The 14241-nt window shown below is 70.4% G+C and carries 12 protein-coding genes and 1 pseudogene; 10 read left to right on the forward strand and 3 right to left on the reverse strand.

Features of this window, described 5'->3' with window-relative positions:
* Positions 1–239: 239 nt before the first annotated feature.
* The 4 genes from HDR73_RS09640 to HDR73_RS09655 all read left to right on the forward strand — a co-directional run bounded on the left by HDR73_RS09640 (position 240) and on the right by HDR73_RS09655 (position 1953).
* Positions 240–776 (forward strand): Panacea domain-containing protein, encoded by a 537-nt coding sequence (locus tag HDR73_RS09640; protein WP_256890518.1) that lies wholly within the window; start codon positions 240–242, stop codon positions 774–776.
* Positions 777–916: 140 nt separating this feature from the next.
* Positions 917–1198: a hypothetical protein gene (locus HDR73_RS09645; RefSeq protein ID WP_133064108.1), complete on the forward strand. Its 282-nt coding sequence runs from the start codon at positions 917–919 to the stop codon at positions 1196–1198.
* A gap of 96 nt (positions 1199–1294) precedes the next feature.
* Positions 1295–1483, forward strand: a complete 189-nt coding sequence (locus HDR73_RS09650; protein WP_041464669.1) for a hypothetical protein — start codon at positions 1295–1297, stop codon at positions 1481–1483.
* Positions 1484–1641: 158 nt separating this feature from the next.
* The gene (locus HDR73_RS09655) at positions 1642–1953 is read left to right on the forward strand and encodes a hypothetical protein (protein WP_012299717.1); all 312 of its coding nucleotides are present in this window, start codon (positions 1642–1644) and stop codon (positions 1951–1953) included.
* A 415-nt stretch (positions 1954–2368) separates the two neighbouring features.
* Here the strand turns inward: HDR73_RS09655 and HDR73_RS09660 are convergent, their stop codons facing one another.
* Positions 2369–3523, reverse strand: a complete 1155-nt coding sequence (locus HDR73_RS09660; RefSeq protein WP_041464668.1) for an acyltransferase family protein — start codon at positions 3521–3523, stop codon at positions 2369–2371.
* A 176-nt stretch (positions 3524–3699) separates the two neighbouring features.
* Here HDR73_RS09660 and HDR73_RS09665 point away from each other — a divergent pair, with 176 nt between their 5' ends.
* The 6 genes from HDR73_RS09665 (at position 3700) to HDR73_RS09690 (ending at position 11418) form a co-directional block, all read left to right on the forward strand.
* Positions 3700–4896 carry a PP2C family protein-serine/threonine phosphatase gene (locus tag HDR73_RS09665; protein WP_049791937.1) on the forward strand — a complete coding sequence of 399 codons (1197 nt, stop codon included), beginning with the start codon at positions 3700–3702 and terminating at the stop codon, positions 4894–4896.
* Positions 4893–6884 (forward strand): glycosyltransferase family 2 protein, encoded by a 1992-nt coding sequence (locus HDR73_RS09670; protein WP_012299714.1) that lies wholly within the window; start codon positions 4893–4895, stop codon positions 6882–6884. The genes HDR73_RS09665 and HDR73_RS09670 overlap by 4 nt, the downstream gene beginning before the upstream one ends.
* Positions 6881–7219 carry an STAS domain-containing protein gene (locus tag HDR73_RS09675; protein WP_012299713.1) on the forward strand — a complete coding sequence of 113 codons (339 nt, stop codon included), beginning with the start codon at positions 6881–6883 and terminating at the stop codon, positions 7217–7219. The genes HDR73_RS09670 and HDR73_RS09675 overlap by 4 nt, the downstream gene beginning before the upstream one ends.
* On the forward strand, positions 7209–7658 hold the full coding sequence (locus tag HDR73_RS09680; protein WP_223842651.1) for an ATP-binding protein: 450 nt from the start codon (positions 7209–7211) through the stop codon (positions 7656–7658). Before HDR73_RS09675 ends, HDR73_RS09680 begins: the two co-directional genes overlap by 11 nt.
* Before the next feature lie 14 nt (positions 7659–7672).
* Positions 7673–10291, forward strand: a complete 2619-nt coding sequence (opgC, locus tag HDR73_RS09685) for an OpgC domain-containing protein (protein WP_049791936.1) — start codon at positions 7673–7675, stop codon at positions 10289–10291.
* 185 nt (positions 10292–10476) lie between these two features.
* The gene (locus tag HDR73_RS09690; protein ID WP_012299710.1) at positions 10477–11418 is read left to right on the forward strand and encodes a ferritin-like domain-containing protein; all 942 of its coding nucleotides are present in this window, start codon (positions 10477–10479) and stop codon (positions 11416–11418) included.
* A 92-nt stretch (positions 11419–11510) separates the two neighbouring features.
* Here the strand turns inward: HDR73_RS09690 and HDR73_RS09695 are convergent, their stop codons facing one another.
* Positions 11511–12953 carry an amino acid permease gene (locus tag HDR73_RS09695; RefSeq protein ID WP_012299709.1) on the reverse strand — a complete coding sequence of 481 codons (1443 nt, stop codon included), beginning with the start codon at positions 12951–12953 and terminating at the stop codon, positions 11511–11513.
* Positions 12954–13085: 132 nt separating this feature from the next.
* Positions 13086–14241: pseudogene (locus HDR73_RS09700) on the reverse strand (hypothetical protein); the annotation flags it as partial.

Here is a 14241-nt window from a genome sequence, read left to right on the forward strand (position 1 = left end):
CAGGCCCGGCGTTCTCCTCCACGAGGGCGCGCCGGCGCAGGAAGTCGAAGGACTTCACGCGAAGCCCGATCGATTCGCCCCACTGCAGCCTCGTGCAAGCGTGCGTGCACATGAGGGTGGCGTGCTCCCCTGACTGCAGGTCCAGCCACTCGACTCGGCCGTGACCGAGGTAGACGTGGCGAGACCTGAACGGGGGACCTCCCCGCGTGCACGGTCCGCGCGCATACTGTAGGAGTTGCGTGCAAAACCAACGCGTCAATGTACGTCCGCATCCAGTCCCGGTGAATGACATGACTTTTCCCTCTGCGCCCGAGCCCATCGCCGCCTACGACGCCTCCACGATCGCACGTTGGTTCCTTGCGTGGGCCGACAGCGAGGAAGAGGGCGCTCTGTCGAATCTGAAGTTGCAGAAGCTCCTGTACTACGCGCAGGGGCATCACCTTGCGCGCTTCGGTGCTCCGCTCTTCGCAGATGAGATCCAGGCGTGGACTCACGGTCCGGTCGTCCCTGTTGTCTACCGCCAGTACAAGGACCACGGTTCGAACGCGATCCCCTTCACGGAAGACTTCGACTTCTTCCAGGTCGACACGGAGACGACCGACCTTCTGGCCTCCGTCTGGGAGACGTTCGGCTCCAAGAGCGCTTGGAAGTTGCGCGAGATGACGCACTCCGAGGCGCCGTGGACGAGCAGCTACCGCGACGGAGAGCACTTCATCACCATCCCGCGATCGGTGATCTACCGCTACTTCCGCGGGCTCTCCGCGTTGGCGGAGTGAACGACCGCAGGCGGAATCGTTCACGACCGCAGGCTTCCGCCACGGAGCTTCCATACGACGAACCGAAGAACACGGACGGTAGCCACCCGGTGTTCTGCCTCAAGCATCTTCACCGTGACTTCGACCTCAAGGAGTCCGCGATGACGAAGGAGGCGAAGGCGGCGTTCGCTGAAAGCCTGCAGTCGCTGTCGGGCCTTACGTGGAAGGACCTCCGCAGAGCCCCAAAGCACGGTCTCGGCTTTGAAAAGTTGCCCACTACGAAGCTGCGCATGACTATGCCTGACGCGTTCTCCGAGTCCTCCGAAGTGTTCGTCTTCCGGTACTCCGGCAAGCTGCCGATGGCCGGCGTACGCGCTGGTGCGACGTTCCACATTTTGGCGATTGAGCGTCAGTACGGGGATCTCTACAACCACGGTAGCTGAACGCGGAGTGATACTCCGAGATGGACCCCGCCGAACTGGTTCGTGGTTCGGCCGATGGTACTCGTGAGGGCATCTTCGTTGCCCAGAAGGAGAACCATGAACACCACGCGCACCATGTACACCGCCAGGCTCGGCGAGGACGCGACGGTCAGCCTCGTCTTCCGCAGGTTCCGGAGGTCGGCCGCAGGCTTCAAGAAGGACACGTCCGGCCTCTGGAACACCGTCATCGAGGCGAACGCTGGCATTCCGCGGGACCACAGGTTCCCACCTACGAAGACCTGCTAGGAGGCCGCGCAGAACGTCGCTCGCTACACCGGCGACCAGGTGCAGTTCATCTGATTCGCCGGCGAGCGCGCCCGCCTCCCGGCGCCGGGGCGCTCCTACGTGGGCGGCCCCGAACGGGAGGCAGACGCCGTGGAGAGCCCTCCCATACGCTCGGACTCATGAGCATGCGCATCCAGATTCGGGTCTACCCGGGCAACATCGACCGCACTAAGGCCGAGTACCTCTACAACGTCGGACCAAAGGACACTCCTCCGAAGGTGGGGGACCGCGTGCGCTTTGACATGTCGAGCACAGCGGAGCCCGAAGGCGAGGTCGAGGCAGTGAGCTGGTCAGTCGGTTTCGACTTCCTCGTCGTCGATGTCGTCACGATGATCAACGAGCGGGTGAGGCAGCTCGCGGACGATCTCGAGTGGGTCGACATCAGGAATGGAATCCCGGACGATGAGGAGCCCGACTTTTTCGTCGGTTAGAACCCTCACCAACACACAGGCCCCGGCGCCAGAAGGCGTTGGGCCCCTCTCCGTCTAGCTTCGAGAGCCCCGCCGCTGCACGTGATCGGCGGCACGTGACGGGCCAACACCCGGCTGTGGCGTTCGTCAGCAGACTCTCACTGACTCTATCCGGTCGTCAGAAATCGACCCAATATTCACGGGATCCAGAGCAGCCGATAGGTGCCGTCGGCGTCTGACACCCCCGTGAGAGTTCTGGATCAATGCGCTCATTTCTGCCCTCGGTTTACCCACACTCGCCGCACACAGTTGCCGATGCTGGCTGCAACGTATGACCGTGCTTTGCCCTAGTAGCGCTGTCGCATAGGTGGACGTGCGTACCTCTCGGGGTGAAGTGAAGTTCGAGTCCTGGGGGGGCACCGCCGAGGCGAGCCGCTCAGGCCGCGGGCTTGGGCGCGACGGACGCCGCACCGGGATCCGCCGACGCCGTCACGTGCACCTGGCGCGTGTTGAGGAAGTGCCGCTCGACGAGGTGGAAGAAGCCGAAGCCGGCCGCCACCGCGAGCGGCGCGACGACCAGGAGCATCAGCGCGGCGTGCGCGCCCGTCGGCAGGCCGAGCGGCAGCAGCAGGAGGTTGCCGAGCGCGAGGAACGGGCTGTGCACGAGGTACACGCTGTAGGAGACGAGGCCGAGCCGCTGCGCCGGACGGGTGACGAAGGCGCCGAGCGCACGGGGGCGGGACCCGGCCATGGTGCGCGCGCCCGCCCACGCGAGGAGCGACGCGAAGCCCGCGCCGGCCACGAGCTCCGCGGCCCACACGCTGCCCTGCAGCACCGTGATCCCGACGAGCAGCACGGCCGCGGCGCCCACGGCCACCCCGAGCAGCAGCCGGTCGGATGCCCAGCGCGGGCGCGCGCCGACGGTGATCTCGGCGGCGAGCATCCCGGCGGCGAAGAGGCCCAGCAGCCACGGGCAGGCCCACGGGGCGAAGCCGGCGAGCGACGCGCCGGTCATGACGACCGTGGTCACGGCGACGACGGGCAGCCCACCCCACCGCCGCCAGAGCGGCAGCAGCACCAGCGGCATGAGGAAGTAGATCTGCCACTCCACGGCGACGCTCCAGAGCGGTGCGTTCACCTGGCTGACCCAGGAGGGGGAGAGGTCCTGGAGCAGGAGGACGTGGGATGCGATGCCCGCGGGGGTGGCGGGCGCCGCGCTCTGCCACGCGGTGCCGGCGCCGTCGCGCATCACGGGGATCGCGAGCGCCATCAGCAGGCTGAGCGCGATGGCCGCGAAGTAGGGCGGGAGGATCCGGCGGGCCCGCCGCCGGAGGAAGGTCGCGGTGCCGTGCCGGAGGTCGAGCCCCGGGCGGCCGGCGACGGGCAGCATCAGCACGTAGCCGGACAGGACGATGAAGACGGGCACGCCGAGGTAGCCGTAGCCGGTGATCCAGCCGAGGAGCGGCAGATCCTGCCACGCCTGCCCGCTGAGCCCGGTGTAGAGGAACGCGTGGAACGCCACGACGGCGAGGGCGGCCGCGCCGCGCATGCCGTCGAGGTAGGGGAGCTCCGGTCTCCGTGCTGATGCCATGAGACCCCCCGATCCGCTCCCGACGCTAGCAGCCCGTCCGCGAACACTGGGACGACCACCGAGGTCATCCGCGTAACGCTACTTAGTACGTCCCCTATGTATCCGGGCACGTAAGCTGAGCGCGCCCGTCGATTCGGGTGCCGTGGACGGGGGTCCATGTCGGCGAGGGGGCGGGGATGAGTCTGATCGAGGACGCGCGATCGAGCGCGATGCAGCGTGCCGTCGAGGCCCTGGGGCTGCTCGACGGACCGCCCCAGGAGCGCTTCGACCGGGTCACGAGCCTCGCCCGCACGGCGTTCTCCGTGCCGCTGTCGACCATCGGCCTCGCGGACCACGACCGCATGTGGTTCGCGTCCTGCGCCGGCGCCGAGCTGTCCGAGACGCCGATCAGCAGCGTCTTCTGCGACACCACCGTCCGCGAGGAGCGCGTGCTCGTCGTCGAGGACGCGCAGGCGCATCCGTTCTACCGGCACCTGCCCTCGGTGGCGGAGGAGCCGCACATCCGCTTCTACGCCGGGCACCCGCTGCGGGATCCCGAGGGCCTCGTCATCGGCACGTTCTGCCTGTACGACGTCGAGCCGCGCTCCCTCGACGGCGGCCAGCTCGCGCTCTTCGCCGAGCTCGCGCAGTGGGCGCAGCGCGAGCTCGTCGCGAACGCGGAGATGGAGCGCGCCCAGGCGGTGCAGGCCGCCCTGCTCCCGGCCGCCGAGGTCGAGATCCCCGGCTACGACATCGCCGCCGTGTGCGTGCCCGCGCAGGTCGTGGGCGGCGACTTCTACGACTACGAGCGCACCGCGTCCGGCCTCCGCTTCTCCCTCGCCGACGTGATGGGCAAGGGCACGGGCGCCGCGATCCTCACCGCCACCGTCCGCGCCGTCCTCCGTGGCATCGCGAGCACCGCCGACCGCTACGGTGCGGGCGTCCTCGAGGACACGGGCCTCATGGTCACCGACGCCGCGCGCACCCTCGACGCCGACCTCGACCGCACCGGGTCCTTCGTCACGCTGCAGCACGGGCACCTCGACCAGGCGTCCGGCCTCCTCCGCTACGCCGACGCGGGGCACGGGCTGACGATCGTCGTCCACGACGACGGCCGCGTCACCCACCTCGACACGAGCGACCTGCCCGTCGGCATCGACGTCGACCACCGCTGGGAGGAGCGCCACGTGGTGCTCGCGCACGGCGACACCTTCGTGACCTTCAGCGACGGCCTGTTCGACATGTTCGGCGGCAGCGCGCCCGCGTTCGCGTCGATCGGCCGCCTGGTGTCCGATGCCGGGGGCGTGCACGCGCTCGTCGAGCGGGTCCGCATCCTCGCCTCCGCAGGCACGCCGCTCGACGACGTGACCGTCCTCGCCGTGAGGCGCGGATGAGCCGCAACGCGCACCGCGCACCGACCACGGGGAGGTCGCCGCTGCGGTTCGCGTTCATCCGGCTCCTGGCCGTGGTGACGGCGATCCTGGGCCTCAACTACATCATCTGGCGGCTGCTGTTCTCGGTGAACACCGAGGCGCTCTGGATCGCGATCCCGCTCGTGCTCGCGGAGACGTACAGCCTCATCGACTCGCTCCTGTTCGGGCTCACGATGTGGCGGGCCCGCGACCGGCCGAAGCCGCCCGCGCCGCAGCCGGGCCTCACGGTCGACGTCTTCATCGCGACGTACAACGAGCCGCTCGACCTCGTGATGGAGACGGCGCGGGCCGCCCAGCGCATCACCTACCCGCACAAGACGTGGGTGCTCGACGACGGCAACCGCACCGAGCTCCGCGACCTGGCCGAGGCCGAGCGCATCGGCTGGATCACCCGCTCGGCCGACTGGTCGGGCCGCGCCCGCCATGCCAAGGCCGGGAACCTCAACAACGCGCTGCTCACGACCGAGGGCGAGTTCATGCTCATCCTCGACGCCGACCAGGTGCCCGTCCCCGAGATCCTCGACAAGACGCTCGGCTACTTCGACGACCGGCGCATGGCGATCGTGCAGACGCCGCAGGTGTTCGTGAACGTGCCGGACTCGGATCCGCTCGGCAGCCAGGCGCCGCTGTTCTACGGCCCCATTCAGCAGGGCAAGGACGGCTGGAATGCGGCGTTCTTCTGCGGGTCCAACGCGATCCTGCGTCGCGAGGCCCTCATGCTCCTCGGCGTCTCGCGCTACGTGACCGACATCGAGATCACCGTGTTCCGGGCGCTCCGCACGGCGGGCGACGTGATCGACAAGGCCCGCGAGGAGCTCGAGCCCGACCAGCTGGAGCTGCGCAAGGCGCTCGACGACGTCGCCTACGACGTGCGCCGGGCCCGCGCCGGGCTCCGCCGCGGCCAGCGCCTGGCGGACGTGACCTACCGCTTCCAGAAGCGCGTCGACTCCATCGCCGCGCGCATGGTGCAGGACGACATGGCGGCGCTGAACGCCGACCTCGCCGAGATCGCCGCGCTGGCCGGACGGCACTCCGCCGCGCGCGACGCGGTGTCGCTCGTCGACGACACGGCCATGGCCCGCCTGTCCGAGCGCAACTGGTCGCCGCTCGGGGCGCTCGACGCCGTGCGCGCGATCGTCCGCGACATCGACGTGCACCGCGACGACGACGCGCAGTCGATCATGCCGCTGGCCACCATCTCGGTCACCGAGGACATGGCCACCTGCATGCGCCTGCACGGGCTCGGCTGGAAGTCGGCGTACCACGACGAGGTCCTCGCCTACGGTCTCGCGCCGGAGGACCTGCCGACCATGCTCACCCAGCGCCTCCGCTGGGCGCAGGGCACCATCCAGGTGTTCTTCCGCGAGAACCCGCTGCTGCAGAAGGCGCTCTCGATCCCGCAGCGCCTCATGTACTTCGCCACGATGTGGAGCTACTTCTCCGGCTTCACGGCCGTCGTCTACGTGGCGGCGCCCATCATCTACCTGACGTTCGGCGTGCTCCCCGTGCAGGCGATCTCGACGGACTTCTTCATCCGGCTGATCCCGTTCCTCCTCGTGAACCAGCTCCTGTTCGCGGTCGTCGGCCGGGGCAAGCGCACCTGGCGCGGCCAGCAGTACTCCCTCGCGCTCTTCCCGGTGTGGATCTCGTCGGTCACCACCGCCGTCGCCAACGTGTTCTTCCGCAAGCCCCTCGACTTCGCGGTCACCCCGAAGGTCCGCGCCGCGAGCGGGAAGCCGCGGTGGGACCTCGTGAAGCCCCAGCTCTACGTGATGGGCGCGCTCATCGTCGCGTCGGCGATCGGCCTGCTGCGCCTCGGGGTCGGGCAGGCGACGCCGCTCGGCACGTTCACCAACCTCGCCTGGGTCGTCTTCGACCTGGCGATCTTCAGCATCATCATCCGTGCGGCCCGCTATCGGGGCTTCACGCCGGCCAAGGAGGACGCATGATCGACATCGCAGTCAACGAGCAGGGGACGCACGTGAGCGTCGTCACGCCGACCGGCCGCCTCAACATGGTCTCCGCCCGGCAGCTCACGACCATCGTCACGGAGGTCATCGACGGCGGCCGGCCGTTCGTCGTGGTGGACCTCGGCAGCACCGACTTCATGGACAGCTCGGGCCTCGGCGCCCTCGTCTCCGGCCTCAAGCGCGCCCGTCAGGCGGGCGGCGACCTCCGGCTCGCCCGCCCGAACGCGCAGGTGAAGGCGGTGCTCGAGCTCACGAACCTCAACCGCGTGCTCACGGTGCACGAGTCGCCCGAGGGCGTGTTCCGTGACCGATGAGGGGATGACGCACCACGCGCCTCCGGTGCGGGCCAACGTCACGCTCCCCGCCGTGGACGAGAGCCTCGCCGCCGTGCACGCCGTGATCGCAGCCGTGTGGGACCAGGCGTGCGACGTGGGCGACGACGAGCGGATGCTGTTCGAGACGGCCGTGGTGGAGATCGCCGGCAACGTGGTCGAGCACGGCGTCGCGGTGGGGGAGCGCGCGGGCTACCCCGTGACGTTCACCATGACCGTGATCTGCCAGCACGACCGCATCGTGGCGCTGTTCGAGGACGACGGCCAGCCCGCCGTCGTCGACCTCACGCGCGTCTCCATGCCCGACGACCTCAGCGAGAGCGGGCGCGGGCTGGCGCTCGCGCAGGCGGTCCTCGACGACCTCACCTACGAGCGCACCGACGGGAGCAACCGCTGGCGGCTGGTCAGGCTGCGCGGCTGATGCGCAGCCGGGGGATGCGTGCACGCGGGGGCGGGCGCACGCGGAGACGGATCGGCGGCTGGGCTGCCGCTGCGGTGGCGCTCGCGCTCGCGGTCGTCCCGGCGACCGCGGCGCTCGCCGTGCCCTCCTCGCCGAAGGCGGCAGCGCCGCAGGCCGCAGCGCCCGCAGCACCCGCCGACGAGGTCGACCTCACCCGCGCACCCGCCGTGCCCTGGTTCGGCGGCATCATCGACTGGACCGCCGACGACGCGCAGAGCTACGCCGACCGCCTCGGGGCGACCCCCGCGGTGCTCGGCCAGTCGGTGCGCTACCCGCTCGGATCCGACGACGTCACCTACCTCGACCAGTTCGCGCAGCAGGCCGCGCAGCAGGGATCGCTCCTCCTCCTCACCCTCGAGCCGACGAAGCCGCTCGGCGAGCTGACGGCGGCGGACGCGACCGCGCTCACCGGTCGGCTCGAGGCGCTCCGCGAGCGCTACGACTCCCGCGCGCTCGTGCGGTTCGCGCCCGAGATGAACGGCTCGTGGACCCCGTGGGGCCAGCAGCCGACCGCGTACGTCACCGCCTTCCGCCAGGTCGCGGACGCCGTACACGCCTCCGACGCGGGCGCCGTCACCGTGTGGTCGCCCGCCTACGCGGTCGGCTACCCGTTCGGATCCGCCGACGGCCTCACGGACGCCTCCGGCACCCGCTCCATCGCCGAGCTCGACACCGACGGCAACGGCCGCGTCGACGTGGACGACGACGCGTACCGGCCGTACTACCCGGGCGACGACGCCGTCGACTGGATCGGCCTGTCGGCGTCCCACTTCGGCACCGAGCAGGACTTCACCGTCGGGGAGCCCACGGAGGACTACCTGGGCGGCGAGGTGATCCCGCAGCAGGAGTTCGGCGAGAACGTGGTGCCCGAGGACGGCAAGTTCGCCCGCGAGCTCACCGGGCAGTACGGCTACGCCGACCAGGGCGGCGCGGGGCGGGACTTCGCGGCCGAGTGGATCGAGGGCACCGGCAAGCCGACCGTGATCGAGACCGGCGCGCTCTACGACCCGGCGCGCACCGACGGCGCGAGCGAGCTCGACATCAAGAGCGCGTGGTGGGACCAGGTGCTCTCCGCCGACATCCGGGCCGCGCACCCGGGCATCGGCATGGTCGTCTGGCGCGAGCTCGAGCGGAAGGAGGCGGAGGCCGACGACGCCGTCATCGACTGGCGCGCCACGGGCGAGCCGGCCATCGCGTCCGCCCTGCGCGCGCACCTGGATCCCGCGACCGCGACGCTCGGCCCCGTCACGCAGGTCTTCGACCAGGAGCGCGCCAACGTCGCGACCGCGCAGTACCGCGACCCGGGATCCCCCGAGGACGAGCAGATGGGGTGGATCGTGCTCTGCGCGGTCGTGCTCCTCGCGCTGTTCGTGATCTCCGGCCCCATCGGCCACCTCAAGCCCGGCTGGCGCTACCCGGACGAGAACTCGCCCCGCGACCGCCGCCTCGACCTCTTCCGCGGCTGGACCATCGTCGCCGTGGTCATCACCCACATCGAGGTGGCGAGCCCGTACTCGTACGTGACCATCAACGCGATCGGCGCCATCACGGGCGCCGAGATGTTCGTGCTGCTCTCCGGCCTCGTTCTCGGCATGGTCTACCCGATGGCCGTGAAGAAGTTCGGCGAGATGAAGGCCCTCGTCTCCATCCTCCGGCGCGCGTTCAAGCAGTACATCGTGGCGATCGCCGTGGTCGTCATCGTCTTCGCGCTCTCGTTCGTGCCGTTCCTGGACACGGACGTGATCACCACGTTCACCGACCGCGGCACCGGCGCCGACGGCAAGGTCACCACCGGCCAGGTCTACGACCTCTACCCGAACGGCGCGCGCCTGCTCGACTACCCGCCGCCCTGGTACGCGATCCGCGACCTGCTGCTGCTCCGCATGGGCCCGTGGGTGTTCAACATCATGGGCCTGTTCGTGGTGCTGACCCTGCTCGTGCCCGCGGTCGTGTGGCTGCTCCGCCGCCGCATGTGGTGGGTCGTCCTCATCGTCAGCTGGACCGCGTACGTGCTCAACGCGATGTACGACATCCGCGTGCTGCCGTCGATGTTCGAGGACGTGTTCCCGCTGCTCACCTGGCAGGTCGCGTTCCTCAACGGCATGGTGATCGGCTACTACCGCCGGCAGATCACCCGGGCGCTGACCGGGCGGCTCGGCCGCGTGCTCGTGACGATCCTGCTCGTCGCGTACGTCGGATCGCTCGCCGTGCTCTGGGCCGGCCACACGTACGGCGTGCAGCTGCCGGGCGTGTCCGAGGGCCTCTACTCGTCGCTGTACGAGTCGATGTACCAGCGCACCTTCCTGCAGCCCGGCCGTCTGCTCGACCTCGGGCTGATGCTCGTCGTCGCCTACACGTTCCTCACGCGGGTGTGGAAGCCGGTCGACCGCGCGTTCGGGTGGTTCTACACGCCGCTCGGATCCGCGAGCCTCTACGTCTTCATCGTCCACGTGTTCTTCGTGCTCCTGGTCGGCAGCCTGCCGTTCATCGACAGGTCGAATCCCTGGCAGGGGGTAGCTGTCCACACCCTCGTGCTGGCGGCGATCTGGTTCATGGTCACGCGGAAGGTGCTCTTCAAGGTCATCCCGACCTGATCCGCGTCTCCGAGAGCCGCTCCCTCCCGGGCCAATCCGCGACGATCCCCGTTCCGAAGGGTTCGTGACATCCGGCGAGACAGTGCATCGCGCCCCTATCCAGATGCCAATCACCCGTTTAGCGTTCGAACCACCACGCGCTCGGTATCTGGGATACGGACGCGACGATCAAGGGAGCTCCATCCATGTTCGACAAGAAGTTCATCACCCAGGCCATCCACAAGAGCGCGCAGTCGCCCCTCGACCGTCGCCGCTTCTTCAGCGCAGCGGGCATCGCGGGACTCGGCGTCGGCGCCGCGGCCCTCATCCCCGCGACCGGCGCCCAGGCCGCCGACGCCCAGGCCGAGGCCGACGCCGGACAGGCGACCGACCTCGCGGTCCTCAACTTCGCGCTCAACCTCGAGTACCTCGAGGCCGAGTTCTACCTCCGCGCCTCGACCGGCAACGGCCTCGTGCCGAACGACATCTCCGGCGTCGGCACGCCCGGCGGCGTCACGGGCGGTCGGCAGGTGCAGTTCAAGGACCGCGCCATCCGCGAGTACGCCCGCGAGATCGCCCAGGACGAGAAGGCCCACGTCAAGTTCCTGCGGTCGGCGCTCGGTTCGGCGAAGGTGGCGCGTCCCGCGATCGACCTCGACGCGGCCTTCTCCGCGGCGGCCCAGGCCGCCGGCCTCATCAAGGCGGGCGAGAAGTTCGACGCGTTCGCGAGCGACGAGAACTTCCTGCTCGCGTCGTTCGTGTTCGAGGACGTCGGAGTGACCGCCTACAAGGGCGCCGCCCCGCTCATCACGAACAAGACGTACCTCGAGGCGGCCGCCGGCATCCTCGCGGTCGAGGCGTACCACGCGGGCATCATCCGCACCTCGCTGTTCGCGAAGGGCCTCGCGGCCCCGACCAACGCGATCTCCAACGCGCGCGACTCCCTCGACGGGTCCACGGACCTCGACCAGGGCATCACGATCTCGGGCGGCGCGAACCTCGTGCCGACCGACGCGAACGGCATCGCGTTCAGCCGCACCACGGGTCAGGTCCTCAACATCGTGTACCTGAACAACAAGGCCGTGACGAAGGGCGGGTTCTACCCCAACGGCGTCAACGGCGGCATCAACACCAGCGGCGCGAACTAGCCAGCAGGCGACATGCAGCAGGGGCGCCGCCCACCTCGCGAGGTGGGCGGCGCCCCTGTCGTCATGCGGGCGCCGCGTCGTGCTGCGGTCGGTCAGCGCCGGTTGCGCGGGCTGTCCGGGCTGAGCACCGAGTTGCGGCGCGAGTACGTGAGGTAGATCACGAGGCCGATGACGAGCCACACCGCGAACCGCACCCACGTCTCCCACGGCAGCGATGAGACGAGCCAGAGCGAGAAGCCGATGCCGATGATCGGCACGACGGGCATGAGCGGCAGCCGGAACGCCCGCGGGATCTCCGGCCGCTTGTAGCGCAGCACGATCACGGCCGCGCAGACCACCACGAACGCCAGCAGGATCCCGATGTTCGTCAGCTCCGCCACCACGGTGATGGGCAGGAAGCCCGCGAACAGGGCCGAGCCGATGCCGATGATCCACGTCACGCGCGTGGGCACGTTCCGCTTCCGGTCGGTGACCGCGAACCACTTCGGCAGCAGTCCGTCGCGGCTCATCGAGAACCACACGCGCGACGCCCCGAGCATGAACGTGAGCATCACGGTGACGACGCTGACGATCGCGCCGACCGCCACGACGTTCGCCACGGCGGGCAGTCCGACCGACTCGAACGCCGTCGCGAAGCCGCTCTCCGGGTTGATGTCCGAGTACTTCTGCATGCCCGTGAGCACGATGGTCGCGAGCACGTAGAGCACCATCGCGATCGCGAGCGACAGCAGGATCGCCTTCGGCATGTGCTTGGTCGCGTCCTTCGACTCCTCGGCCGCGGCGCTCATGGCGTCGTAGCCGAACACCGCGAAGAAGACCGTGGCGGCGCCCGTGAAGACCCCGGCCGCGCCGAACGGGAAGTACGGCTGGTAGTTGGCGCCGGTGATCTGCGTGAAGCCGATGACGACGATCACGAGCACGAGCGTCACCTTGAGGCCCACGAGGTAGAGCTCGAACCGGCCGACGCTCTTCATGCCGCGGGTGAGGACGAACGCGGTGCCGAGGCAGAGGATCACGGCGAACAGGTCGACCACGTGGCCGTCGCCCGTGCCGGCCGCGCCGAGCATCCACGCGGGCAGGTCGACGCCGAACTGGTCGAGGAGGAAGCCCGCGTACCCGGAGACGCCGATGGCGACCACGCCGACGATGGCGGTGTACTCCAGCAGCAGGTCCCAGCCGATGAACCAGCCGACGATCTCGCCGAGGGCCGCGTAGCCGTAGGTGTACGCGGATCCGGCCTTGGGGATCATGCCCGCGAACTCCGCGTAGGAGAGGGCGGCCGCGGCGCTCGCGATGCCGGCGATGAGGAACGAGATGAGGACGGCGGGTCCGGCGGTCTGGTTGGCGACGGTGCCCGCGAGCGTGAAGATGCCGGTGCCGATGATGCCGCCCACGCCGATCGCGGTGAGCTGCCACAGGCCGAGCGAGCGGGTGAGGCCGCCCTCCTCCGTCGCCGCGCCGGGCTCCGCCTCGATCGTCTCCACGGGCTTCCGCCTCGTGAGCGCCGCCCAGAGGGATGTGCTCGATGTGCTCATGCAGGACTCCTGCCGTCGGGGCCGCGCGGGCCGGGTCGAGGCCGCCGGAGCCGGCGACGCCCCCAGTGTGGCCTCGGCCGACGATCCGCACCAGACGCGGCGTGGCAGGGGGACAGGCGCGGGGGACCGCGGCTACAGGCGCTGCAGCGAGGGCTCGACGACGCGGATCCAGAGCCACACGGCGACGCTCACCGCGGCGAACGCGCCGGCGACGACGAGGGCCGTGATCCAGACCTCGGTCGGCACGCCGCTCGCGGTCGTCGCCACCGCGGCGAAGGCCAGCGTGAGGACGGCGACGCTCACGACAGCCCAGAGCGGCAGGGAGCGCAGCAGGAGGGAGCGTCCGAGCACGAGGGAGACCGGCGCGAGCGCGAGCGCCGCGGAGCTGAGGGAGGCGAGGGTCACGACGCTGAGCAGCTCGTTCGCGAGCTGGGGCCACATCGTCCCGTCGGCGGGGACGAAGCCGTAGAGGATCCAGGCCACGAGGCCCAGCGCCGCGAGCGACCCCGACTGCACGAGCGCGAGCCGGGCACGGGACCGGTCGTCGCGGTCGTCGGCCACGAGGCCGAGGATCTGGCCGATGACGATGGGCGGGGCGAGCCCGACGGCGCGCGACACGAGGACGGCGGTCGCCGACAGGACGAGGAGGGCGGGGACGGCGCGCACGCGGGCGGGGCCGGCGCCGACGCGACCGGCCACGGAGGCGACCGCGACCACGCCGACGCCGTTGACGACGGCGAGGCCCACCAGCGCGGCGAGGAAGAGGCGGACGGCGTTGGGGTCGGATCCCACGGGCAGCGACAGCGCGGCCAGCGCCGCTGCCAGGGCGAGGGCTGCGGCGGCGGCACCCCAGCGGCCGGCGCGTCCCGGCTCGCGAGCGGGACGGGCCCCGAGCAGCGTCGGCTCGGGCTCGCGGCGGGCCGGTACGGGGATCGGCGCGGAGTCGAGCCGGCCGTGCACGATGCGCATCTGCCCCGTGGTCGCGGTCGAGTCGCTGAACGCGGCGGCCGCCGACCGGGTCGTGAGGGCGGCGGCGTCGCCGCGCGCGATGATCCGCAGCGGCGTCACGTCCTCGGCCGCGCGGTGCCGGCCGCCGAAGCGCGCGACGAGCGCGCCGCGGAGGAGGAGGGCCGGGAGGGTCACGAGGAGCACGGCGCCGAGCGCGAGGAGGAGCGGGAGGAGGCCGCGGCCGTCGGTGAACGCGGCGGGCAGCGGCTGGAGGGAGGTGCCGAAGCGAGTGGGCGCGTTCCAGGTGCCGGGTGCGGCCGCCGCGGGCGCGGATCCGGGA

Source organism: Clavibacter sp., assembly GCF_014802555.1.
GTDB lineage: Bacteria > Actinomycetota > Actinomycetes > Actinomycetales > Microbacteriaceae > Clavibacter > Clavibacter sepedonicus.

Bases quoted from the DNA above. Each gene is read 5' to 3' on its own strand.
- HDR73_RS09665 (WP_049791937.1), top strand. From the start codon at position 3,700: ATGAGTCTGATCGAGGACGCGCGATCGAGCGCGATGCAGCGTGCCGTC.
- HDR73_RS09645 (WP_133064108.1), top strand. From the start codon at position 917: ATGACGAAGGAGGCGAAGGCGGCGTTCGCTGAAAGCCTGCAGTCGCTG.
- HDR73_RS09670 (WP_012299714.1), top strand. From the start codon at position 4,893: ATGAGCCGCAACGCGCACCGCGCACCGACCACGGGGAGGTCGCCGCTG.
- HDR73_RS09695 (WP_012299709.1), bottom strand. From the start codon at position 12,953: ATGAGCACATCGAGCACATCCCTCTGGGCGGCGCTCACGAGGCGGAAG.
- HDR73_RS09675 (WP_012299713.1), top strand. From the start codon at position 6,881: ATGATCGACATCGCAGTCAACGAGCAGGGGACGCACGTGAGCGTCGTC.
- HDR73_RS09690 (WP_012299710.1), top strand. From the start codon at position 10,477: ATGTTCGACAAGAAGTTCATCACCCAGGCCATCCACAAGAGCGCGCAG.
- HDR73_RS09650 (WP_041464669.1), top strand. From the start codon at position 1,295: ATGAACACCACGCGCACCATGTACACCGCCAGGCTCGGCGAGGACGCG.
- opgC (WP_049791936.1), top strand. From the start codon at position 7,673: ATGCGTGCACGCGGGGGCGGGCGCACGCGGAGACGGATCGGCGGCTGG.
- HDR73_RS09660 (WP_041464668.1), bottom strand. From the start codon at position 3,523: ATGGCATCAGCACGGAGACCGGAGCTCCCCTACCTCGACGGCATGCGC.
- HDR73_RS09655 (WP_012299717.1), top strand. From the start codon at position 1,642: ATGAGCATGCGCATCCAGATTCGGGTCTACCCGGGCAACATCGACCGC.